Source organism: Plesiocystis pacifica SIR-1 (assembly GCF_000170895.1).
Classification (GTDB): domain Bacteria; phylum Myxococcota_A; class Polyangia; order Nannocystales; family Nannocystaceae; genus Plesiocystis; species Plesiocystis pacifica.
In genome coordinates this window covers 1-21,418 of record NZ_ABCS01000118.1, presented here as the reverse complement: position 1 = coordinate 21,418, position 21,418 = coordinate 1, and the positions used below count along the sequence as shown (strand labels likewise).

Here is a 21,418-nt window from a genome sequence, read left to right as displayed (position 1 = left end):
ACCTCTGTGAGCCCTCCATGACCCGACGAGCGGGACGCCTCCCCTTCCTCACCTCCGCCCTGGCCCTCGCGGCCGCCTTGCTCTGCTCCCCGACGGCCTCGGCCGGCGCCCCCGCCCCTACGGGGGACAGCGCGCCGACCGTGCAGAGCCCCGGCGCGACCTCTCCCGCCGCCAGCAAGGGCCCCGACGCGACCGGCCCGAGCCCCAGCAAGGGCGGCTCGGCCATCGACGACCCCAACCCCGAGCCCGAGCGCGACTGCGCCGACGGCGAGGACAACGACGGCGACACGGTCTACGACTGCGGCGACGCCGACTGCAGCTCCGACCCCGCCTGCGCCCCGGACGGGATGGCCGAGAACAGCGAGGCGCGCTGCCACGACTGGGTCGACAACGACTCCGACGGCTACCTCGACTGCGAGGACAACGACTGCCAGGGCATGGACGCCTGCAAGGGCTCGTGGGACCGCGAGCTCGCCGGCGAGAGCGTGGACGCGCCCGCGGGCGGCTCGCTCGAGAGCGGGACCGTCGGCCACGCCCCCGCCAGCGGCCCGGACCTGACCTTGAAAGCCGGCGAGGTCGAGGAGGACCTGCTCGGCCGCGGCGCCGACAACGACGGCGAGCGCACCAACTACTTTTGCTCCGACGGCGTCGACAACGACGGCGACGGCTTCACCGACTGCGACGACCTCGGCTGCAAGCTCGGCACCGAGGTCACCGTCTGTCAGCCCGCCGGCGACATCCGCTTCTCCGTCGTCGCGCGCATCAGCCAGGAGTTCAACCTCGCGGGCCCCGAGTTCGGGACCAACGCGCTGATCAACCAGCCGCCCAACGCCGACGGCTCCGACGCCGTCGACCCCCGGGGCGAGGAGAACCGCAGCCTGTTCAACACCGAGTTCGAGAGCCTGCAGATGCGGGTGCTCGGGCAGATGCCCTTCATCCAAAACAGCTTCTTCCTGCTCTCGATGCGGGCCGAGAAGACCCCGCGGCTGACCTTCGCCACCTTCCAGGTGCCGATCAAAAACGGGCACTACATCAACGTCAACTCCGGCGGCGGCGGCCTCAGCCTCGAGCTGGTCCGCTCGGTCCACAAGCGCATGCTCGTCGACCCCGCCTTCTACGTCTACAACGCCTTCGAGCAGGGCAACGGCGCGGCCATGGAGTTCGGCGGCCCCCTCGACAAGCGCGGCAAGTTCATCTACCGGACCTTCCTCGCGGGCGGCAGCGGTCGCTTCGCCGGCAACGTCGGCGGCACCTTCTTCCCCGACGACAACCGCAACTACACCTGGTCGGCGGGCGCCCAGATTCACATGAACCTGGTCGGCTACTACAACCGCTTCGACTCGCCGATGCTCTACACCCTGGCGCCCACGACCTTCACCGTGGCGGTCGGCGCCAAGTACGACCAGCGCAGCCAAGAGCGCTACCCGGCCGTCAACCTCCAGAGCGTGTTCCGCTACAAGCGGCTCATCTTGCTGGGTGAGGTCTACGCCAAGCGCGAGCTCAACTTCGGCAACTGGCAGCTGGCCTACAACGTCCAGGCCGGCCTGCTGGCGATCAAGCGCCGCTTGATGATCGCCGCCGACTTCGGCCAGTACCTGTCCTCGACCTTCGAGAACCCGCCCGAGGACCTGGGCTCGGACCTGCGCCGCCAGCTGCAGGAGACCCAGTACCGCGTCGCCGCCCACATCTACCTGTGGCGCAACGTGTTCCTCGCCCAGGTGGTGTTCCGCGATCGCTTCGTCGAGCGCCCGCCGAGCGCCTCCATCCCCGAGGGCGTCGACCGGCGCACCGACCTCCGCGTGCTGCTGCTCTACCGGTTCTGAGCGACGCGCGAGACCTGGTCCTCGGACCACACTCGAGGGAGGGCGCCGCGGCACCCTCCCTCTTTCGTGGCTTTGCGGACCGCGCAAAGCCGGCCATCATGCCGTCCATGACCACGACCGCGGCCGGCTGGACCATCATCGACGAGGACGCAGGGGTGCTGTCCCTGCCCTACACCTACGGCAAGGACGGGAAGTCGAACTGCTTCGCCGCCAAGCTCCCGAGCGGAGGCGTGCTCCTGGTCAGCCCGCCCTCGCGGGTGTCCGACGAGGCCGTCGCCGAGCTCGAGGCGATCGGCCCCATCGAGGCGATCGTGGCCAACAACGGCTTCCACTACCTGGGCGTCGATCGCTGGCAAAAGCGCTTCCCCAAGGCCCGGAGCTACGCGGCCCCCGGGGCCATCGCGCGCATCGCCAAGCGCTCCACCAAGCCCCTGAGCTTCGAGCCCCTGTCCGCGCTGGCTGGCTCCCTCGGCGACGACGTCGCCGTGGTCGAGGCCCCCGGCAGCCGCCACGGCGAGACCTGGGTCCGGGCCAAGATCGCCGACGGCTACGCCTGGTACGCCTCGGACATCCTGACCAACCTCGCCGCGCTGCCCAAGCCCTTCCTCCCCCGCACCTTGTTCAAGCTGACCAAGAGCGGGCCGGGCTACAGCGTGTTCAACCTCGCCGTGCGCTTCATCTTCAAGGACAAGGGCGCGGGCCTGGGCGCGATGATCCGCGAGGTCGGCGAGTACCCGCCGACGGTCATGGTCCCAGCCCACGGCGACATCCTGCGCGGCGCCGACCTGGCCGAGAAGACCCGCGGCCTGCTCCAAGCCGCGCTCTGATCGGACAGCAACACTCAGTAGGGCGCCTGGCCGACCCAGTTGCCCGGCGGGTCGTAGTTGCACACCCACAGCTCCCAGGTCCCGCCGCCGAAGGGGCTGTTGGTCCCGCAGGTCGAGACGGCGCAGCCGAGCTCGGTCGAGGCGCGCCAGACCATCTGGGTGTAGTGGCCGCACACGGCCCCGGCCGCGCACTGGTGGCGACGGTGATCGTAGTCCGCCGCCTCCGAGGCCCAGCTCGCCGTCACGCTCTCGGGGCTGCCGCCGCCCGAGCGCGCCGCGAGGTTCTCACCATAGCCGACGTCGCTGTGCTCGAACTCGCAGCGGTCCGCCCAGCGCTGAGCCTGCGCCGCGAGCTTGGGGGACCAACGCAGCGGCGGGAGCGGCTTGCCGGCGTTGGGGACCCCCAGCCGGACCTGGTTGTGGGCGCGGACAAAGGCCTCGGCGAAGCCGTCCTCGACGCTGGGGATAGCAGGCTCGCCCCCGCCTCCGGTCGGTTCCGCCCCAGGCTTCGTCGGGCGCGCGTGCGCGCGGTTGAGCCGCGCGGGCTTGTGACCGCGCAGTTCTCGACTGCTCGCCGACATGGTCTGGGTTCGGACCCGCCCCCCCATCGCGCTCACCTGGCGCGTGCCATCGTCCGGTCCGCTCGGGGCCCTCGCCGCCGGCTCCGGCTGGGTCGCGCAAGCTCCGAGGGCGAGGCTCAGCGTGACGAGGAGCGCCCCCTTCCAGCGAGCTTTGGTGTCGGGGGCTCGCTCAGTCACGGTCTCGTTCGGCATGCTCGAGATCGACGCACGAGTCCGCGGGCCCGTTCATCGCTGGCGAAAAACGCCGCCTTCCCCGGGTCGAAGCGCCGGGCGACCCCCGGGCACTCCCGGGTGTCCAGTCGGGGAATGCCCGCCGCCTCGGCCCCACTGCGCATCTGCCTCGGCCGCGCAGACTCGCCCACTTGTTTTGTTCGCCCCTGCCGCCAAGCTATGATCACGGTCCGAGGCGCGGCAACGCGCGGGCGGTGCTCTGGACATGGCCAACCTCGAGGACATGAGCCGCGAACAGCTCATCGCCGAGCTCGTGGCTGCGCGCCGTCAGATCGCGGACCTGCGCGAGGATCCGAGCGCCGAGCGGGCCCCAGCCCTCGACCCCCAAGACGCCCGCAGCGTGCTCGAGAACCTGCTCGAGCATCTGCCGGACTACCTCTACTTCAAGGACCGCGAGCGCCGCTTCGTGCTGGCCTCGCAGCGCTTTTGCCAGCTCTTCGACTGCCAGCTCGCGGACATCATCGGCAAGACCGACGAGGAGCTGTTCCCGCCCGAGGTCGCAGCTCGCAGCGTCGCCGACGACATCCGCGTGATCGAGACCGGTGAGGCGTTGATCGGCCAGATCGAGGGCAGCGCGAACACGGGCTGGGTGCTGACCAGCAAGCTCCCGTGGCGCGACGCCGCCGGCGAGGTCATCGGGCTGTTCGGCCTGTCCCGCGACATCAACGAGCTCAAGACCGCCCAGGACAAGCTCCGCGACAGCGAGCGCTCCCTGTCCGTCGCCCAGTCCATCGCCTCCCTCGGCCACTGGAAGCTCGACCTCGGCACCCAGCGCGTGCGCGTGTCCGACGAGCTCGCGCGCTTGCTCGCGCCCCTCGAGTTCGACTCCGAGATCGACCTCGAGGTGTTCAAGGCCTTGCTCGCCTCCTCGCCGACCAGCGATCACCTCGACGCGGCCGTCGAGGACAAGAGCCCGTGGTCGGACCAGTTCCAGATCCGCGGCGTGGGCGGGGAGCTGCGCAACTTCCGGACCGCCGGGCAGGCGATCATCGACGACTCGGGCGGCGTCAACTCGGTCATCGGCGTGGTCCAGGACATCACCGTGCAGGTCCGGGCCGCGGAGCAGCGCCGCGCCCTCGAGGCCCAGCTCCAGCGCGCCCAGCAGCTCGAGAGCCTCGGCGTGCTCGCCTCGGGCATCGCCCACGACTTCAACAACCTGCTCGTGGCCATGTACGGGAACATGGACCTGGCGATGCTCGACCTCGACGAGGACTCCGAGGTCATCGAGTACATCAGCGAGGCCAAGGCCGCCGCGCGCCAGGCCGCCGAGCTCGTCGACCAGATGCTGACCTACGCCGGCCAGGGCAAGGCCAGCAGCGAGCAGGTCAACCTCAACCAGCTCGTGCGCGACATGACCTCGCTGCTCGAGTCTTCGACGACCAAGAAGACCCAGCTGCGCATGAACCTGTGCCCGGAGCCGTGGTCGATCCGCTGCGACTCCAGCCAGCTGCGCCAGATCATCCTCAACCTCGTGACCAACGCGGGCGAGGCCATCGGCGCCGACGCGGGCACGGTGCTCGTCGAGACCGAGCTGACCCACCACGACCGCGCCAGCTTGACCGCGCTGCGCCCCAGCCAACCGCTCAAGCCCGGGCCCTACATGGTGCTGACCATCAGCGACACCGGGCCGGGCATGGACGAGCTCACCCAGACCCGGGCCTTCGACCCCTTCTTCACCACCAAGCCCACGGGCAGCGGGCTCGGGCTGTCGGCGGTCCACGGCATCGTCATCGGCCGCGGCGGCGCCGTGCTGCTCGACAGCGAGCTGGGCCGGGGCACGCGGGTTCGCTGCCTGTTCCCCGCGGGCTCGCCCATGGAAGACGCCGCCCCCGACACCGACGACGACGCGGTGTGGCGCGGGAGCGGGACCATCTTGGTGATCGACGACGAGGACGCGGTCCGCTCCCTGGCGATCCGCGCCCTCGAGCGCCTCGGCTTTCGGGTGCTCAGCGCCAACAACGGCGCCGTCGGGGTCGAGCTCTTCGCCGCCCACCGGGCCCAGCTCAACTGCGTGCTCCTCGACCTCAAGATGCCCGTGATGGACGGCGAGGAGACCTTCGCCGCCCTCCACCGCCTCGACCCGACCATCCCAGTGATCCTGTGCAGCGGCTTCGTCGAGCACGAGTCGACCCGGGCGATGACCCGGGCCGGACTCGCGGGCTTCTTGCAAAAGCCCTACACCATCGAGGCCCTCGGCCAGACCCTCCACGAAGTGCTGGGCTAGGGGCTAGCTCAGCGGCGTCGACGTCGACGGGGCCGCCAGGCCATCACGAACAGGGGCAGGGCGAGCAGCGGCGGGAGCAGGCGCAGGACCTCGAGGGTGAAGGCCCACAGCTCCGCGCGGGCCTGGGCGCGGGCCCGATCCCCGAGCAGGACGTCGACGTGCACGTCCAGGCTCGACGCGCCCGGCTCCGCCCCCGGCTCGCTCGCCGGCTTCGCCGTGGGCGGCACGCGCTTGGGCTTGGGCACGCAGGCGAGCTCGGGCTCGCTCAGCTCCTCGCCCTCGGCCATGCCCGCGCGCCAGGCCAGCTCGAGGAACTCGTGACGCAGGCAGCGGGCGTCCTCCCCGAGGGCCCCCTGGGCCAGCTCGAGGGTGTCGGCGTAGTTCCAGGACGCGTCCGGGCGCCGGCCCGCGAGGGACTCGCCAAAGCCAGCCACCGCCGCCGCGAAGCGGAAGTCGTCGGAGTTTTGGTCGAGGCTGCGGCCCGCGTCGCGCACGGAGGTCGTGACCTTGGTGCTGCGGTGGCCGTCGGGCTTTTTGTAGCGCAGCTCGAGGCTCATCAGCGCCTCGCTCGCCTCGGCCTCGTCGGCGGGGATGATCTCGTAGAGCGCGGTGACGTTGTGGCCCACGCCGATCTCCCCGGCGTCCTTGGTGTCGTCGTTGAAGTCGCGGTGGGCCAGGCGGCGGTTTTGGTAGGCGATCAGCCGGTGCTTGGTCACCTGCTCGGGGTTGAAGGCGACCTGCACCTTCACGTCCTTGGCGATGGTCGTCAGCGTCCCGCCGATCTCCTCGACGAGCACCTTCTCGGCCTCGCGCTTGCCGTCGAGGAAGGCGTAGTTGCCGTTGCCGTGGTCGGCGAGCTGCTCCATCAGCTCGTCGTCGTAGTGCCCGCCGACGCCGAGCACCGACAAGAACACCCCGCTCTCGCGCTTTTGCTCGATCAGCTCGACGAGGGCGTCGTGGTCGCTCAGGCCGACGTTGAAGTCGCCGTCGGTGCCGAGGATGACCCGGTTGACCCCGCCGTCGACGAAGTTGGCCTGGGCCAGCTCGTAGGCCTCGACGATGCCCGCGCTGCCGTTGGTCCCGCCGCCGGCCTCGAGGCGATCGAGGGCCCCGAGGATGGTCTCCTTTTGGTCCCCGGAGGTCGGCGGGAGCACCACCCCGGCCGCGCCCGCGTAGACCACGATGGACACGTGGTCCTCGGCGCCGAGCTGCTCGACGAGCTGCGTGAAGCCGTGCTTGATGAGCGGCAGCTTGCCCCGGCTCGACATCGAACCGGACACGTCGAGGAGGAACACCAGGTTGCGGGTGCGCAGCTCCTGGGCCTGGGCCGGGAGCTCGCGGGTCGCCTGGACGCCGATCTGGACCAGGCGGTGATCCGGCGCCCACGGGCACGGGCCGACCTCGGTGTGGACCGCGAAGGGTGCCCCGGCGCCGCCCGAGGGCGCGACGTAGCCGTAGTCGAAGTAGTTGATCATCTCCTCGGTGCGGACCGAGCCCGGGTCGGGCATCCACCCGTTGCGCAGGCTCTGGCGCACGCTCGCGTAGGAGGCCGTGTCGACGTCGATGGAGAAGGTCGACTTGCGGTCCTCGCCCGTGGCCACGAAGCTCGCGGCGACCTGGCGCGCCTCGACCACGGATCGCTCGTGGACGTAGCCGCGCATGTCCGCGCTGCCGATCAGGCCGGTGTTGCCCACGCCGCCGATCGTGCCCTCGCCGATGCCCCCGCCGCCGCGCCCGGTGCCGACCAGGCCGAGCCCGCCGACGCCGTAGGCCTCGCCGACCTCGGCGCCCGTCAGGCCGCCCCACACGTCCTCATCGTCGTTGCCGACGGCGAAGGATCCTCCGTAGGGAGAGGTCAGGAAGTGGCCCTGTTGCTGGCTCATGACGCCGAGGATCCCGGCGTTCTTCGCCGCCATGTCCGGGTCGAAATTCCGGGCCATCTGCGGGACCGCGTTGTTCGGCCCCTTCATGGCGTAGAACCCCGACTTGCCCTTGCTCGTCGGCTTGCCCATCTTGCCCTCTTCGCCCTCGTGGCGCTGGCTGGCGAAGCCGACCCCGCCGACGCTCTCGGCTGGCGGCGGCTCTTCTTCGTCGACGGCGTCCATGTCGTAGAAGGCCGCGCTGGGCTCGGGCTCCTGGAGCTCCGCCCAGCTACGCTCGAGGGTGTCTAGATTGAGCAGTCCGCCCAGGGTCAGCAGGCCGACGCCCGCGACGATCAACCCCCGCCGCCGGCCTCGATCGCCGTCCGCCTCTGCCTCCTCGCCTCCATCCTCTGGGCTGGGCTGGGCCGCGGGCTCGGCTTCCAGCGTGGGGTCGGCGGAGGGCTCGGGGGCTTGGGGCGGGTTCGGGCTGACCATCGCGTCCAAACGACGCGGACATGGCCAAGAAGTTCCCGCGAGCGTGGAATTGGTCCACGGATCAGGGATGCCTTCGGGAGATTGGGGAGGTCGCGACCGGGCCGACGCCAGCGCCGGGGTGCTCGATCGCCCCCGATCTCGACGCCCACCCGTAACCTGCCATTGCTATGGTCGAGGCGATGGTTCTCGACGCTGATGCCCTGCAACGTGCCCTCGCATTCAACCTCGAGCAAGGCTTCGACGCCGAGCAGATCGAGACGATCCAGATCGTCATGGGCTGCGACCCCGTCACCGGCGTGATGGACGAGGAGACCACCCAGTGGATCGCCCAGTGGCAAGCGTGGATGGGCCTGAACCCAGACGGCCAGCTCGGCGAGCTCAGCCGCCGTCGGATCCAGCGCCTCGCCATGGTCGGCGGCTCGCTGCTGCCCGAGATGGTTCAGATCGGGTGCTGGGTCGACACCGCCATCGAGGAGCTCGCCGCGGCCGCGCCGGCGCTCGCGGAGCTCGGCGTCGAGTCCCTGACCCTCCCCCTCGCCCTCGCCGGCCCGCTCCCGGATCTGGCGCCCCTCGGGGAGACCCTCGCCAGCTTGGGCCTCGAGGTCGTCATCGAGCTCGGCGTGAGCCCGACCCGCGCCGACATCGACGCCCAGCTGGCCGCGCTGCCCGACGCCCTCACCAAGCTGAGCGCGGTGGCCATCGCCCTCGACGCGAGCCCGTGGACCGCCGAGGCCGTCGACGGCTTCGACAGCCTCGAGCTCGCCGCCGTCGAGCTGCTCACCCGGGCGCGCGAGCTGACCGAGCCCCTGGGCGTCGAGCTCGAGCTCAGCGCCGACTTCGAGGCCCACGCCGCTGGCGAGCTCGGCGAGGCCGGCACCCTCTCGCCCTACGTCGATCGTCTGTTCGTGCGGGCCGCGAGCGTCGCCGTCCACGAGGGCCGCGAGGTCGCCTTCGAGGGAGACTCGCGCAGCCCCGGCAACGCCCAGCTCCTCGCCGTCAGCCAGGCCGAGACCGTCCCCGGCGTGGCCGATGGCTTCGTCCAGCTGTGCCTCGGCCTGGCCGCCTACGACCAGAGCTGGGCGGGGCACACCATCGGCGAGGCCATGGATCTGGCCCTCGACACGGCCGCGGCCCTCGGCGTGGCGGAGGTGCGCTACGGCTCGAGCTCGCTCTTGCTCGGAGCGAGCGAGGCGGACTCGCCGGCGGCGTACCTGCGCAATCGGCCGCCTCGGGTGGATCTCGACGATTGGGAGGACGAGGACGTCGAAGGTGAGCCTGAGCCCGCTCCCGAGCCTGAGCCCGCTCCCGAACCCGAGCCTGCGCCCGAACCAGCTCCCGAGCCCGAGCCCGCTCCCGAGCCTGAGCCCGAGCCCGCTCCCGAGCCCGAGCCTGAGCCTGAGCCTGCTCCCGAGCCTGAGCCTGCTCCCGAACCCGAGCCCGAGCCTGCTCCCGCTCCTGAGCCTGAGCCCGCTCCCGAGCCTGAGCCTGCTCCCGCGACCGAGGCGGGCGCCGACGCCCCCTCCCCCACCGGAGCTCCCGCCGACGTGACTCCACCAGAGACCGTCAACCCCACGGGCGCCGGCTCTGTCGAGCCGCCCGAAAAGGGCCCCATGCCCAAGGAGCCCACCGAGATGGAGGTCATCCCCGGCGCCATCGGTGAGCCTCAAAAGGGCCCCATGCCCAAGGAGCCCACCAAGATGGAGGTCATCCCCGGCCGCCTCTCGGTGCGCCCGTCCAAGCCCCCCCGCGCTCCCTTCGCGCGGACCCGCCGACCCAAGCTGAAGGTCCGCCCCAAGCCGACCATCAAGCCCTCGCAGCCCATCCGAGTGGTCGAGGTCGTGTCGACCAAGGTCGCAGCGCGCAAGGTCGTCGCGGCCCGCGTGCGCCCAGCCCGACTGTCCAAGGTCGCGGCGCGGGTCCAGGGCAAGCAGGCCAAGCAGGTCAAGGCGAGCAAGCCCGCGCGCACGGCCAAGGTCCGCGTCGTCCGTCGAATCCGGGCTCGCCGCAAGCCTCGCTGAGGCTGCTACCCTCTCGGGCCATGAGCTCGAAGCTGGACGCGGAACTCGTCACGGCCCTCCGCGTGGGGGACCGTGACGCCGGCAGCTGCGCGAGCAGATCGGCACCGCCTCCTGATGCGCCAGCCCGAGCTCTTCCCCGCCCCCAGCCCCGAGCGTTGGCGGCCCATCGACCACGACGCGGCCGCCGAGGCCCGCATCTTCCTGCGCGAGGCCTTCCTCGACCCCGAGGCCGCCACGACCCTCTACGCGCAGCTGCGCGACGCCGTCCCGTGGCGCCAGGACGAGCTGCGCGCCTACGGCAAGACCCACCCCATCCCGCGCCTGCACCAGTGGTACGCCGACGACGACTCCGGCACCTACGTGTGGTCGGGCCTGACGATGCATCCGCTGCCGTGGACGCCCCCCCTCGACGCCCTGCGACGGCGGGTCGAGGCGGCCACGCGGCGTCGCTTCAACTCGGCCCTGATCAACTACTACCGCGACGGCCGGGACACCGTGGGCTGGCACGCCGACGACGAGGTCGAGCTCGGACCCGCGCCCTTCATCGCCAGCGTGAGCCTCGGCGCCGAGCGTGACTTCCTGCTGCGCCGCGTCGCCAACGCAGACACAGACACAGACACGGAGCCTAGGCACCTGAGCGTCGCGCTGCCCCACGGGAGCCTCCTGGTCATGGCCGAGGGCTCGCAAGCGCGCTGGCAGCACACCCTTCCCCGGCGAACGCGCGTGACCGAGGGGCGCATCAACCTGACCTTCCGCCACGTCTCGAGGGCGACTCCGCTACACTCGAAGCGCCGATCATGACTCGCCGCTCCCGTGCCCCCCTCGCCGTCTTGGCTGCCGTCTCGGCCTTCGCTGCGTTCGCCTGCTTTGGCGAGCCCGAAGCCCCGCCCGCGGCGCCCTCCCAGCCGGAGAGGGAAGCGCCCGCCCCCGCGCCAGACCCTGCCCCAGCGCCCGCGCCAGACCCCGCGCCGAAAGCCCCCGCGGGTGTCGACTGGGCCGTGCTCGAGGGCAGCTGGCACATGGACCAAGAGGCCAGCGGCGCGGTCGAGGGCGTCGACGTCTACGTGCCCAGCAGCGTCGACCTCGGCCCAGCCCGCTTCCGCGCCGCGATGAGCTTCGGCCCCGGGTCCCAGTGCACCCTCCGCCGCCTCGCCCCGACCGACGCCCACTACTTCATCGAGGGCACCTTCACCCGCGAGGGCGGCCGCGTCGCCATGACGCTGAGCGAAAAAGACGGCTCGACCGTCGAGTTCGACTTCGACGTGCTCAGCCTGAAGCCCGACCGCCTCGAGCTCCGCCCGCTGTCCAAGTAAAGCCGGCCAAATAGACGCTACTCGGGCTTGGGCCCGAACACCTTGAACAGCCCGTAGCTGACCCCGACGACCGCCGCGAACACGCCAAAGAGCGCGAGGTTGTAGTAGACGAGCGCGGCGAAGCAGCCGACGGCGAGCACCAGCGCGACGGCTGGAACCACCGGGTAGCCCGGCGCCCGGTAGGGCCGCTCGAGCTCGGGCTCCTTGCGGCGCAGGACGAAGAGCGAGGCCATGGACAGGATGTAGAGGCTCAGCGCGCCGAACACCGCCAGGGTGATGATCTCGCCGGTCTTGCCCGTGGCCAGGGCCACGAAGCCCACGAGCATCGCCGCGATCAGCCCGGGCGCGGGGGTCTGGTAGCGCTCCCAGGTCCGCCCGAGCACCGCCGGCAGGTAGCCCACGCGACCAAACTCGAACACCGCCCGACCCGCGACGAGCAAGATGCCGTGGAAGGACGCGATCAACCCGAGCAAGCCCACGGTGACCAGGAGGTGGAACAGGCCGTGGTCGGCCCCGACCACGTGGCTCAGGGCCAGGGGCAGCGGGCTGTCGCTGGCCTCGCCGGTGCTCGGGTCGATGACGATCGCCTCCCAGCCCGCGACGCCGATGGCCGCGAAGAAGGTCAGCAGCGCCAGCGCGAGCAAGGTGAGCATCGCGGCCACGAAGGCCCGCGGGATGTCGCGGGCCGGGTTCCGGGCCTCCTCCGCGACGTTGGCCACGCCCTCGATGGCCAGGTAGAACCAGATCGCAAAGGGCAGCGCGGGCATGATCCCGCCCCAACCATTGGGCAGCGGATCGGTCGAAAACGCCGACCAGCTGAACTTGGGCAGGGCCACCCCCGCGAAGATCAGCAGCTCGATCACGGCGAGCACGGTCACGCACAGCTCGAACATCGCCGACACGCTCACGCCGCGGATGTTGATGGCCACGAACACGATGAAGGCCAGGACCGCGACGACCTCCGGGGCCACGCCGACGTCGTAGTTTTGAAAGTAGGCCCCGATCGCAAAGGCGATGGCCGGCGGCGCGAACAAAAACTCGACCAGCTGGGCGACCCCCGCGAGGAAGCCCAGGTCCCGGCCCAGGGCCCGATCGGCGTAGACGAAGGCGCCCCCCGCCCGCGGGATGGCGCAGCTGAGCTCGGCGTAGCTGAGCACGAAGGCCAGGTACATCACCGAGACGATCCCCGTGGCGACGAGCATGCCGTAGGGCCCGCCCTCGGCGAGGCCCAGGTTCCAGCCGAAGTATTCCCCGGAGATCACGTAGCCCACGCCCAGGCCCCAGATCATCACGGGCCCGAGGCTCTTGCTCAGGCCCTTGGAGCCCGCTCCCTCGTCGGTGGTGGACGCGTCGGCGGCATCGCTCATGGCGCCAGTGTACCCAGGGCGAGGGCCGCGAAGCGGGGGGAAAGCCCCCGATCCCGCCCGGATCTGCGCGGGGTCCTCCCCGCCTGTGCGCCGCCCCTCGAGTTGCTAGGCTGACTCCATGGCGAAGCGCCCACGCGGGTCGAGCACACTCGGTGGCTGGAGCACCTGGCTGCTGGCCTGCCTCGCCGCCGTGGGGCTCAGCGCCTGCCTCGACTGCTTCGACGACGGACCCCTCGAGGACGCCTACTACGAGGGCAAGGCCGCGGCCGCCGAGCGCAACCAGGCCGAGTACGACGACGGCTACGCCGACGGGCGAGCGCTGACCTTCGCCGACGGCATCTCCGACGGCGACCTCGCGGGCTACCAGGACGGCCACTTCGACGGCTACTACGGGCCCCTGGGCTACCCGCGCGGCTTCGACGAGGGCTACCTCGACGGCCACTTCGCCGGCACCTTCGACAGCTCGGCGTGCACCGCCGGGGCCAACGACGGCGACGCGGACGGCTACGCCAACGGCAACGACCAAGGCTGGAGCGAGGGCTACGAGCTCGGCTACGGCGACGGCTGGGACGACGGCTACTACGACGGCAGCGGCAGCTGCGGCTTCCGGTCCCACAAAGACGGCCGCGGCGAGGCTTCGAAGTCGAGCGAGGCCGACCCCGACGACCTCGCGACCTGCCACCGCCGCGGCTTCGATCGCAACCTCGACGCCAGCGCCCGGCCGCGGGGCTTCGCCGACGGCAAGCGCGACAACCCCGAGTACCAGGCCGGCTTCGACGAGCGCTACCCCATCGCCTACGCCGACGGGCAGTTCGACGGGCAGATCGACGGCTACAACATCGGCCTGCTCGAGGGCTACGACGCGGGCTTTGGCGACGGCTACGACACGGCCTACTACGCCTGCTACGACGACGCCTACCCGGGGGCCTGGTCCGAGGGGCACGAGGACGGGTGGAACGAGGGGCTCGGCGTGGGCTACGACGAGGGCTACCTCGCCGGCTGGAACGCGGGCTTCGACGACTGCTGACTGTCCTCAGTGGACGACGCCACGCCCTCGCTGCCCCACGCGTCAGTCGAGGTAGCTGCCCGGGGCGATCTCGAATTGCCGCTCGACGCCCGGGACCTCGGGGTGCTCGGGAAAGGCCTGGGTCAGCGTGTGCACGGCCCCACCGCCGGCGCGCAGCTCGAGCGTGGTCTCGCGAAACTCGAGGGGCTCACCGTCCGCGGCGGGCAGCAGCATCGGGTGGTCGTAGGTGATGCGCACGAAGCGATCCTCGACCGTCCACGAGAACGCGACGCCGTAGGGCTCGGGCGCGCCGGTGTTCGGATCGTGCTGCTGCAGCGCCTGTGGCGTGCCTTCCAGCAGCATGCACTCGTTGCGAAAGCCTCGGAGGTTGGCGTAGAGCTCGAGCCAGACGCAGTTGGTCGCGACGCGGCGATCCTTCTCGACCGCGTCGAGGATCGCCCCCGCGCCCTGGCCGTGGGTCTGCAGCATGACCATTTCCTTCATCCACACGGGCCGGGGCGCGTCGGGGCCGACCTTCGCGGTCCACGTGCCGGCGAGGCTGCGCTCGAGCTCGGACACCGGACGCGGTGCGGACTGCCCACGCAACGCGGCGAGATCGACCGCGGGCGCGCGCGCCTGGGCCACGGGTGCGCGCGGCGACTCCGGCTCGCGCTCCGACGAGTCGGCGTCCTCGTTTCGAGCGGCCGAGTTGGGCACGGGCCGCGGCCCCGCGTCACACGCCAGCCCGATCACCGACACCGACACCGACACCGACACGAAGAGCGTGGTCCATCGCCTCATGATGCGAGGATAGCGTGTCTCATCGCTACGTCTCTCACGCCCCAAAGCGTATCAGTCGACCTCGACCTCGCGGGCCCAGCCCTTGGGGTAGAAGCTCTCGAGCTGCCCCGTGCCCGCGCGAAACAAGCCCACGCCCAGGCCAAAGCCGCGGTAGCGGACGATTACGTAGCCGGTGGTGCAGCCCTGGGTCTGGGCCTCGCCGAGGCTCTGGTGCTCGCGCCCGAGGAAGGTCCGAGCCTGCTCGGGCTCGAGGTCGACGACGTTGGCCTGGGCCGAGGCTCCCAGCAGCATGGCCGCGGCGGTGGTGGGCTGGGGGCGCGCGCCGGTCGTGTGCAGCAGTCGCATGCCCAAAGCGTCGCGCGGGAGACCCTCGGGCAAGTCCTCCCGGCCCGCGCACAGGTAGACCGACTTGGCCCCGCCGCGAAAGATCGACCAGCCCTCGAAGGGCGCGGCGTCGATGCCCCAGCGCCCCTCGAGCTCCCCCAGCCAGCGCGGCGCCTCGCTCGTATCGAGGACCGGCCCTCGCCGAGGCTCCTCGGCGGCGACCTCCCCATCTTCGAGGCGCTCGAGCACCGCGATGAAAAAGCCCCCGCTGTCGTTGTGGTGCGGCCAGATGCGTAGCGCGTGCTCGAGCTGCGGGTCCAGCTCGCGCCCCGCCCAGGCCCGCAGCCCCGGCTCGCCGCGAAAGCCGGGCACCCGCGCGGGCAATGAGCGCACCGGCGCCCCGCCTCGGAGCAGCGCATCGACGACGCACTCGTTCTCCTCTGGCGCGAAGGTGCAGGTCGAGTAAACGACGCGCCCCCCGGGACGGCACAGCTTCACCGCCTCGCGCAAGATGTCGAGCTGCACCGCCGCCATCCGCCGCGAGCCCGCCTCGTCCACGCGCCAGCGCCGGAGCTTGCGGCAGGTCCCCTCGCCGGAGCAGGGCGCATCGACCAGGACCCGGTCGTAGGGCGCCCCCGCGTGCGGGTACTGGCGCGCGTCGAGCACGGTGGTCGCGACGTTGACCAGGCCCAGGCGCTCGAGCACCTGCCGGCACGCCCGCATCCGGCCCATGCTGCGATCGTTGGCGATCACCCGGCCGGCGTTGGCGAGCGCCGCGGCCAGCTGCGCCGACTTGTTGCCCGGCGCCGCGCACAGATCCAAGACCCGCTCCCCCGGCTGCACCCCGAGCAGCTGCGCCGGCAGCATCGAGACCTCCTCTTGGATGTGGAGCAGGCCCGCGAGGTAAGCCCAGTGGTGCCCCGCCGACACCCCCTCGGCCACGCGGTAGCCCCCAGCGCCCCAGCTCAGCGGACGGATCCGGTCGCCGAGCGCGGCCTCCAACGTCGCCGCGTCGCCGCGCAGCGGGTTGGCCCAGACCGTCGTCGGCAGCGGCCGGAGGATGGTCGCCGCGAAGGCCTCCCAGTCATCGATGATGCCGCGGTAGCGCGCGAAGATCTCGGGGTCGTGCACGGGGCCGGCAGCATAGCCGGTCAACCGAGCAGCTTCGAGGCGTCGACGACGAGGATCTCTTTCTCGAGGTAGTTGATGAACACCAGGTCCGTCCCGACCCGCTCCATCGCCGTGCAGTGCCCGTCGAAGCCCTTGTTGGTGATGTCGATGCGGTGCGAGATCATCTCTTTGGACACGAAGTCATAGCGGCCGTAGCAGACGTCTTCGAAGGTGTCGCTCGCCTGGCCCGGGGGCGGCGGATCGCCGAACAGCTTGTTGAACAGCTTGTCGGGCAGCCAGCGCAGCGCCCCGTAGAGCACCCGGGAGATCCACGAGCGCGTCATGATCTCCTCCTCCACGCTGCTGACCACCCGGTAGTAGGGGAACAGCACCTCCGTCCCCGCCGTCTCCATGTTGTCGGCGAGCAGCTCGGGCGGGAAGGGGCTGACCCGCTCCCACGCCTTCGGGTCGTCGAGGGGCACGCGGATCAAGTTGTTGAGCTCCGACAGCCACAGCGTCCCCGCCGGACCGTCGCCCGGCACGACCACCGAGCCCGCCAGCACCCGCATGCCCGAGACCAGCTCCGTCGCCGGCCCCGGCTGGTCGAGCTTCGCGCTGAACACCGCGCCGTCCTTCTTGCCCGCGATGCGCAGGGCGTTGAGGGTCTGCCCCCGGGTCGAGAGCACGTCGTAGACTTGGTCGTTGCAGGCGATCAGCAGCCGCCCCGCGCCGCCGTCGTGGCGCGCGTCGATGGCGATGTCGTTGGGCTGGAAGCTGCCCGGGAGGTCCACGAAGGTCTGGGCCTCGGGCGCCTTGGTGTCATCGCCCAGGTCAATGGCGAGGACTTTGCCCTGGTTGCCCACGCACAGGTAGCAGACCCCCGCGTCGCTGAGCTTGCAGCCAAAGTAGAGCCCCTCCTTGGGCAAGGCGCAGCGCTTGGTCACCGTGTCCGTGCGCAGGTCGACCTCGTAGAGGCCGCTCGCCTCGGGGTCGCTGTCCGCGGACACCGGCACGAACACGCTGTGCGGGCGAAAGTTCGGGTTGTGGCAGGCGGACTCCAGGAAGGTCGTGGAGTCCGGCATGGCGATGTAGCGCTTGGGCGGATCGACGAGGGGGATGTCTTGGTCGATGGTCTCGGCTTCGCGCTCGGGCATGGCAGCTCCTGCGATCATCCTAGCCCTCGACTCGAAGCGAGAGGGCAACGAGCTCAAACTCAGACGGCCGCGAATGTGCGACGGCCCTCGACGACGACGAGCTATGATGCCCACCGATGACCGCCGAGAACGAGCCAAGTCAGCGCACGGACCCACTCGAGGTCCTCGACGCGAACCTCGGCAGAGTTCGGGCCAAGTTCAAGCGCCTCGTCCTCGCTTGCCTGGGTCTCTTGGCGCTCTACGCCCACCGGCCTCCCATGCCTGACGGCCAGTGCGAGGCCAACCATGACCTCATGCGCATCAAGCGCCTCCTTGGCACATTCGGAACACCTGGCGCCTCTGGCACCCCCTCCGCGCCGCCCATCACCTCAGAACACGAGTGGATCTGTGCCCTCGTCGACGAACGCGTCGTTGCCGTCCCCGACACGCTCGACTCCCCCGCGCTCGTCAAGCTCTTGTACCCGTCCTCCGACACGCGCGTCAGCGAGGTCGCTCATGCCCTCGACAACACGGTCTTCATCGGCATCGAGGAGGGCTCCAGAGGGCAGCTGTGCGCAGCGATTGAAGCCCAGCTCGCCCGCGTCGATGGGCGCTTCGAGTCCGCGCCGGGCTTTTGCGAACAGAGCCTGCGCTGCTCTGCGGAAGGCGAGCTCACCGTCCACCTGAGCTTCGATCCATCGAGCCTGTCGACTCCGCTGGAGGCCCCTTGGGCCCGCCCCCAGACCCAGCTTCAACTCCCCCTCGATGCCATCGAAGACCTTCACACCGTTCGCCGATCGGCCATCGACTTGGAGCCGAGCTTCAAAGAGCTCGCCATCGCCCTCGACACCCTCCGCGGCAACGAAGACGGCGAGGCCCTCATGGACCTGCCCGTTGCCGCAGCCCGGACCCGGCTCGCTCGAGACTGGCACGCCCAAATCCGCGCGCAGGAGATACAGAGCCTGTCCGAGCTCATCAGCATCCCCCTGCCGTCGACGTGGTTCGCTCTCATCGTGCTCTTGGGCCTGCTCGTCTCTTTCATCCTGACGGTCCGACAAAGCCTCGAGCTCGCGCGCACAAACGCTGCCCCCACAGTTCAAAAGCTACTCCGAGAAAATGACTATCTGTGCCTCCCCGCCGGTACCGGGGAGTTCCTGGTCGTCGTCGCCGTCCTCGTGATCCTGCCCGTCATAACGTCGATTGTATGCGTTCAGGACATCTCCATTACCCATCACCTCAGGCAACAGAGCCCCATCGGGATGCTGGAAAATGCCTGTAAAGTCGGCCGCTTCGGGCTCATGGCCGACTACTGGACCCATGCGCTCTCCATCGGGGGGATCGCAGGATTGCTCTCGGTGACGGCCGCAGCGCACCTTTCAATGATTCACTGCTGCATGCGTCCGCCCACGCCGGAACATGAAAAATCGAAGCGGGATCATGAACCGTCTTCGCCCGACCACCACTCTAGTGATGATGCTTCGAACCAGGAGCAAGCCAGCCAGAGCAGCGCTCTGGTGGAAGCGCTCGAAGCCGATGACGCTTCCGCGGCTCGAGAGCCGGCTTCGACGCCAAAACCCGGCACGGAACGGGACGCCATACTGGCAGATGGATCAACAACTGGAACAGAGGGCGAAGATCCTGCGGACGACCCTGAGTCGTCGAACGAGATCGAGCAGCCGCCCAAGCCGGACACCCCGGCGTAGAGCCCAAAAACTCCCCTTCCGAGGTCCTCAACTGCTATCGTTCGCCGAGTCTTCGGTGATGTCTGGACAGCAACAGGAGCGGCTTCGTCCCCTCGAAGCTTGGCTGACGGCTGTGGTGGCCTCGATCGCCGCCCCGCTCCTGGCCTGGATTGGTTCGCTCATCGTGGGTGCACCCCTGTTCACGGGGCGCCTGATGCTCCTCTCGGTGTTGGCCTTCGCCACAACCTTCGGCCTCCAATATCTGCCCCCGCTCAGGCGCATGCGCATGGCGCTGAGAGCGAATCGAGCCCGCGCGAGAGGCCAACTCCCCTCCGCCCCGATGGCCCTCACCAAACCCTCCTCGGAGTGAGCGCCAGGCCTGACCTCGCTTGACAGGCCACAGGGGCCCCATGTACCCTCACACAAATTTATTGTGCTCTCTTTGGGAGACAACAGGCTGACAAATGGAACAACATCAAGAGATGAATGGCATGCTGGCTCGCGCTCCCAGAGTAGTCAACGGTCGAGCTCGACTTCAATGGATGCTGTTTCCAACTCGACTGTTCGTCTCGGGTAGCGTCCTCGTGCTGGGCCTGGTGGCCTTTTGGGCGATGTTCAGAGGCGCGCAGGTCGTGTCCGGCGTGAGCGAGAACGACGACAGCGCCCTCTACAGCTGGTGCATCCTCGCCATCGTGCTCGGCGTCAGCTTTGTATTCAGCGCAGTTGCAGACTTCCGCGCGCAGTGGAAGTTCGATCGTCGCTCATAGGATTCAATGGGGGTGGGACAATCCTACTTCCCACCACCCAAACCACAATCATTCTTTAGATTTGATCCCCCTTTTCGAGATAGAGAACTGCGGATGAGATGAGCCGCATTCAAACCCGACCAAACAAGGTCATTCATAGCGCTGGAGAAATCAATGAACCTCGTAGGTCTTGCCATGGTCTTCACCCTCGGCTCTTCTCCCCAAGAGTGCACGGATACGGATAAGGATACGGATACGGACACGAAGACGCTCACCGAAGCCGATCAGTACTACTATGAAGCACTGCGCTCCCAAGGTGTGCGTTGCGACGATGGTACACCAATGGTCGTTGGTCCCTACAAACTCAACGAACACTGCTCTATCGACGGGTGCTTGTTGGGCTCACAGAGCTGTTGGAACTACAAGCTCGAGCACTGCTACGACGACGGGGAGCCCAATCAGATGTGTGAACTCGCCGAATCGACGTGTACGACGTCATGGGGCTGCGCGTGGCTCCTCGCTAACTGCGAGGGCGAATGGGCCTGCGCGACTCCGAGCTGGTGCGTGTGCCATGAAGAAAAATAGACGTCACCACTACTGGAGTTCTGCCCCCGTTGAGCCATCATACTTCCAAACGTTGTATCCATAGACTTTACCAACACCAGCATCAACCATCGATTGACCAACAGGGCCGCTCCGGCTCAACCTTCGTCCGTGCCTACGCGCCTGAGCGCTGCTCTGCTCCCCCTCCTCCCCGTTCGTTGCTTGCGTACAGCGAAACGTCGGCGGCTCGGACGACGAGGTCGCTGGCGAGTCCAGCACGACGGAGAGCGAAGGCACGGCCTCGACCACGGTCGACAACTGCGAAGGCGCCTGAAGCTCCGCGTGACACCCTCGCTAGCCTCATCCGTCTAGCGCCCGCTCGCGCCTCAGCCATCCCGTCCGCGAGGCGTGCATTCACGGTGGGGAGCGCTATGATTCCGCGATGCGGCACTCCCTGGCAGCTCCCGCGGCGCTCGCCCTCGCCGCGGGATGCACCCTCGCCAACCCCGCCTTCGACCCCGTCATCGCCGACATCCAGGACGACGGCGAGACCGACGAGAGCGACACCATCGAGCCCGACGAGGACGACTCGAGCGAGGACGAGAGCACCGAGGACAGCAGCGACGAGTCGACGGGGTCCGCCGAGTCGGAGACCACCGAGGGCGAGACCGACACCGAGGGCGAGACCGGCATCGACACCGGCACGGGCGAAGAAGGCATGGAGACCGAGACCCAAGGCGACCCGCTGTGCGAGCCCAGCGAGCCCCTCGACACCTACTTCAATTTCTCGCACGCCTCCCTCGCCAACCTCGAAACCGGCAGCGCCCCCGGCTTCAACCAGCTCCCGGAGGGCTGCTACACCCTGCTCGTGTGCAGCGTCGCCCTGCTCGACTGCGAGCCCGAGGACATCGGCCACTACCTCCTCAAAAAGGTCTCTGGCACCGACACCGTGTCCGCCGGCGAGAGCCCCGGCGTCGCCGCCCCGATCTACCTGCGCATCGTGGAGGGCCCTCAACCCTGCGGCGAGCCCCTCTACATCGGACCCGAGCAGAGCATCGGCGTGGCCTACTTCGAATTTGGCTTCGAGACCCTGCCCGTGCGGCTGCCCTGCTACGACGAGCCCGGGCTCGACGTCTTCCTCGCCTCAGACGGCTCGACCTTCTGGGACGAGGCCCTCGAAGACCCCGCCGCGCTGTGGTGAGCGTACGAGGACGCGACGAGCAGCGCGTCCTCGAGCCAGAATGGCGATCTCCCGAATGGTGAGGGGGCGTTGGTTTGGCGGGGTGAGGGGGCGTTGGTTTGGGGGGTGAGGGGGCGTTGGTTTGGGGGGTG

The 21,418-nt window shown here is 69.5% G+C and carries 17 protein-coding genes; 11 read left to right on the top strand and 6 right to left on the bottom strand.

Annotated features, from left to right (window positions below):
* Positions 1–17 precede the first annotated feature (17 nt).
* The gene (locus PPSIR1_RS35710; RefSeq protein ID WP_006976135.1) at positions 18–1,823 is read left to right on the top strand and encodes a hypothetical protein; all 1,806 of its coding nucleotides are present in this window, start codon (positions 18–20) and stop codon (positions 1,821–1,823) included.
* 107 nt (positions 1,824–1,930) lie between these two features.
* Entirely contained in the window at positions 1,931–2,650 is a 720-nt protein-coding gene (locus tag PPSIR1_RS35705) for an MBL fold metallo-hydrolase (protein ID WP_006976134.1), read from the top strand.
* A gap of 14 nt (positions 2,651–2,664) precedes the next feature.
* On the opposite strand, the gene PPSIR1_RS35700 is transcribed toward PPSIR1_RS35705, so the two are convergent.
* Complete coding sequence (locus PPSIR1_RS35700; protein ID WP_232296600.1) at positions 2,665–3,408, bottom strand: CAP domain-containing protein; 744 nt, start codon at positions 3,406–3,408, stop codon at positions 2,665–2,667.
* A gap of 259 nt (positions 3,409–3,667) precedes the next feature.
* On the opposite strand from PPSIR1_RS35700, the gene PPSIR1_RS44770 reads away from it, so the two are divergent.
* Entirely contained in the window at positions 3,668–5,686 is a 2,019-nt protein-coding gene (locus PPSIR1_RS44770; RefSeq protein ID WP_006976132.1) for a PAS domain-containing hybrid sensor histidine kinase/response regulator, read from the top strand.
* Positions 5,687–5,694: 8 nt separating this feature from the next.
* Here the strand turns inward: PPSIR1_RS44770 and PPSIR1_RS50930 are convergent, their stop codons facing one another.
* Positions 5,695–8,043 (bottom strand): vWA domain-containing protein, encoded by a 2,349-nt coding sequence (locus tag PPSIR1_RS50930; protein ID WP_157596328.1) that lies wholly within the window; start codon positions 8,041–8,043, stop codon positions 5,695–5,697.
* A gap of 179 nt (positions 8,044–8,222) precedes the next feature.
* On the opposite strand from PPSIR1_RS50930, the gene PPSIR1_RS49755 reads away from it, so the two are divergent.
* From PPSIR1_RS49755 to PPSIR1_RS49750, 3 genes are all read left to right on the top strand, one after another.
* Positions 8,223–10,061, top strand: a complete 1,839-nt coding sequence (locus PPSIR1_RS49755) for a hypothetical protein (RefSeq protein ID WP_198154692.1) — start codon at positions 8,223–8,225, stop codon at positions 10,059–10,061.
* A 114-nt stretch (positions 10,062–10,175) separates the two neighbouring features.
* Positions 10,176–10,862, top strand: a complete 687-nt coding sequence (locus PPSIR1_RS35680) for an alpha-ketoglutarate-dependent dioxygenase AlkB family protein (protein ID WP_006976130.1) — start codon at positions 10,176–10,178, stop codon at positions 10,860–10,862.
* Positions 10,859–11,374: a hypothetical protein gene (locus tag PPSIR1_RS49750; protein ID WP_198154691.1), complete on the top strand. Its 516-nt coding sequence runs from the start codon at positions 10,859–10,861 to the stop codon at positions 11,372–11,374. The genes PPSIR1_RS35680 and PPSIR1_RS49750 overlap by 4 nt, the downstream gene beginning before the upstream one ends.
* 17 nt (positions 11,375–11,391) lie before the next feature.
* Here PPSIR1_RS49750 and eat read toward each other — a convergent pair whose 3' ends face one another.
* Positions 11,392–12,741: an ethanolamine permease gene (eat, locus tag PPSIR1_RS35670; RefSeq protein ID WP_006976128.1), complete on the bottom strand. Its 1,350-nt coding sequence runs from the start codon at positions 12,739–12,741 to the stop codon at positions 11,392–11,394.
* Positions 12,742–12,859: 118 nt separating this feature from the next.
* Here eat and PPSIR1_RS35665 point away from each other — a divergent pair, with 118 nt between their 5' ends.
* The gene (locus PPSIR1_RS35665; protein WP_006976127.1) at positions 12,860–13,768 is read left to right on the top strand and encodes a hypothetical protein; all 909 of its coding nucleotides are present in this window, start codon (positions 12,860–12,862) and stop codon (positions 13,766–13,768) included.
* 42 nt (positions 13,769–13,810) lie between these two features.
* Here the strand turns inward: PPSIR1_RS35665 and PPSIR1_RS35660 are convergent, their stop codons facing one another.
* Genes PPSIR1_RS35660 through PPSIR1_RS35650 form a run of 3 tightly spaced genes read right to left on the bottom strand, consistent with a single transcriptional unit; the run spans position 13,811 to position 17,136 of the window.
* Positions 13,811–14,548, bottom strand: coding sequence for a hypothetical protein (locus tag PPSIR1_RS35660; RefSeq protein WP_157596327.1), 738 nt, complete (start codon positions 14,546–14,548; stop codon positions 13,811–13,813).
* A 51-nt stretch (positions 14,549–14,599) separates the two neighbouring features.
* The gene (locus PPSIR1_RS35655) at positions 14,600–16,003 is read right to left on the bottom strand and encodes an RsmB/NOP family class I SAM-dependent RNA methyltransferase (RefSeq protein ID WP_006976125.1); all 1,404 of its coding nucleotides are present in this window, start codon (positions 16,001–16,003) and stop codon (positions 14,600–14,602) included.
* 20 nt (positions 16,004–16,023) lie between these two features.
* Positions 16,024–17,136 carry a hypothetical protein gene (locus tag PPSIR1_RS35650; RefSeq protein WP_006976124.1) on the bottom strand — a complete coding sequence of 371 codons (1,113 nt, stop codon included), beginning with the start codon at positions 17,134–17,136 and terminating at the stop codon, positions 16,024–16,026.
* A 116-nt stretch (positions 17,137–17,252) separates the two neighbouring features.
* Here PPSIR1_RS35650 and PPSIR1_RS35645 point away from each other — a divergent pair, with 116 nt between their 5' ends.
* From PPSIR1_RS35645 to PPSIR1_RS35630, 4 genes are all read left to right on the top strand, one after another.
* A complete protein-coding gene (locus PPSIR1_RS35645) occupies positions 17,253–18,818 on the top strand; it encodes an ICP22 family protein (protein ID WP_006976123.1) in 1,566 nt (521 codons plus the stop codon).
* 521 nt (positions 18,819–19,339) lie between these two features.
* Positions 19,340–19,564 carry a hypothetical protein gene (locus PPSIR1_RS35635; RefSeq protein WP_006976121.1) on the top strand — a complete coding sequence of 75 codons (225 nt, stop codon included), beginning with the start codon at positions 19,340–19,342 and terminating at the stop codon, positions 19,562–19,564.
* A gap of 174 nt (positions 19,565–19,738) precedes the next feature.
* Positions 19,739–20,128: a hypothetical protein gene (locus PPSIR1_RS48695; RefSeq protein ID WP_157596326.1), complete on the top strand. Its 390-nt coding sequence runs from the start codon at positions 19,739–19,741 to the stop codon at positions 20,126–20,128.
* Between the two features lie 400 nt (positions 20,129–20,528).
* Positions 20,529–21,287, top strand: a complete 759-nt coding sequence (locus PPSIR1_RS35630; protein ID WP_006976120.1) for a hypothetical protein — start codon at positions 20,529–20,531, stop codon at positions 21,285–21,287.
* Positions 21,288–21,418 lie beyond the last annotated feature (131 nt).

Bases quoted from the DNA above. Each gene is read 5' to 3' on its own strand.
- PPSIR1_RS35705 (WP_006976134.1), top strand. From the start codon at position 1,931: ATGACCACGACCGCGGCCGGCTGGACCATCATCGACGAGGACGCAGGG.
- PPSIR1_RS35645 (WP_006976123.1), top strand. From the start codon at position 17,253: ATGACCGCCGAGAACGAGCCAAGTCAGCGCACGGACCCACTCGAGGTC.
- PPSIR1_RS35635 (WP_006976121.1), top strand. From the start codon at position 19,340: ATGCTGTTTCCAACTCGACTGTTCGTCTCGGGTAGCGTCCTCGTGCTG.
- eat (WP_006976128.1), bottom strand. From the start codon at position 12,741: ATGAGCGATGCCGCCGACGCGTCCACCACCGACGAGGGAGCGGGCTCC.
- PPSIR1_RS35660 (WP_157596327.1), bottom strand. From the start codon at position 14,548: ATGAGGCGATGGACCACGCTCTTCGTGTCGGTGTCGGTGTCGGTGTCG.
- PPSIR1_RS49750 (WP_198154691.1), top strand. From the start codon at position 10,859: ATGACTCGCCGCTCCCGTGCCCCCCTCGCCGTCTTGGCTGCCGTCTCG.
- PPSIR1_RS49755 (WP_198154692.1), top strand. From the start codon at position 8,223: ATGGTTCTCGACGCTGATGCCCTGCAACGTGCCCTCGCATTCAACCTC.
- PPSIR1_RS35710 (WP_006976135.1), top strand. From the start codon at position 18: ATGACCCGACGAGCGGGACGCCTCCCCTTCCTCACCTCCGCCCTGGCC.
- PPSIR1_RS35665 (WP_006976127.1), top strand. From the start codon at position 12,860: ATGGCGAAGCGCCCACGCGGGTCGAGCACACTCGGTGGCTGGAGCACC.
- PPSIR1_RS48695 (WP_157596326.1), top strand. From the start codon at position 19,739: ATGGTCTTCACCCTCGGCTCTTCTCCCCAAGAGTGCACGGATACGGAT.
- PPSIR1_RS44770 (WP_006976132.1), top strand. From the start codon at position 3,668: ATGGCCAACCTCGAGGACATGAGCCGCGAACAGCTCATCGCCGAGCTC.
- PPSIR1_RS50930 (WP_157596328.1), bottom strand. From the start codon at position 8,043: ATGGTCAGCCCGAACCCGCCCCAAGCCCCCGAGCCCTCCGCCGACCCC.
- PPSIR1_RS35650 (WP_006976124.1), bottom strand. From the start codon at position 17,136: ATGCCCGAGCGCGAAGCCGAGACCATCGACCAAGACATCCCCCTCGTC.
- PPSIR1_RS35680 (WP_006976130.1), top strand. From the start codon at position 10,176: ATGCGCCAGCCCGAGCTCTTCCCCGCCCCCAGCCCCGAGCGTTGGCGG.
- PPSIR1_RS35630 (WP_006976120.1), top strand. From the start codon at position 20,529: ATGCGGCACTCCCTGGCAGCTCCCGCGGCGCTCGCCCTCGCCGCGGGA.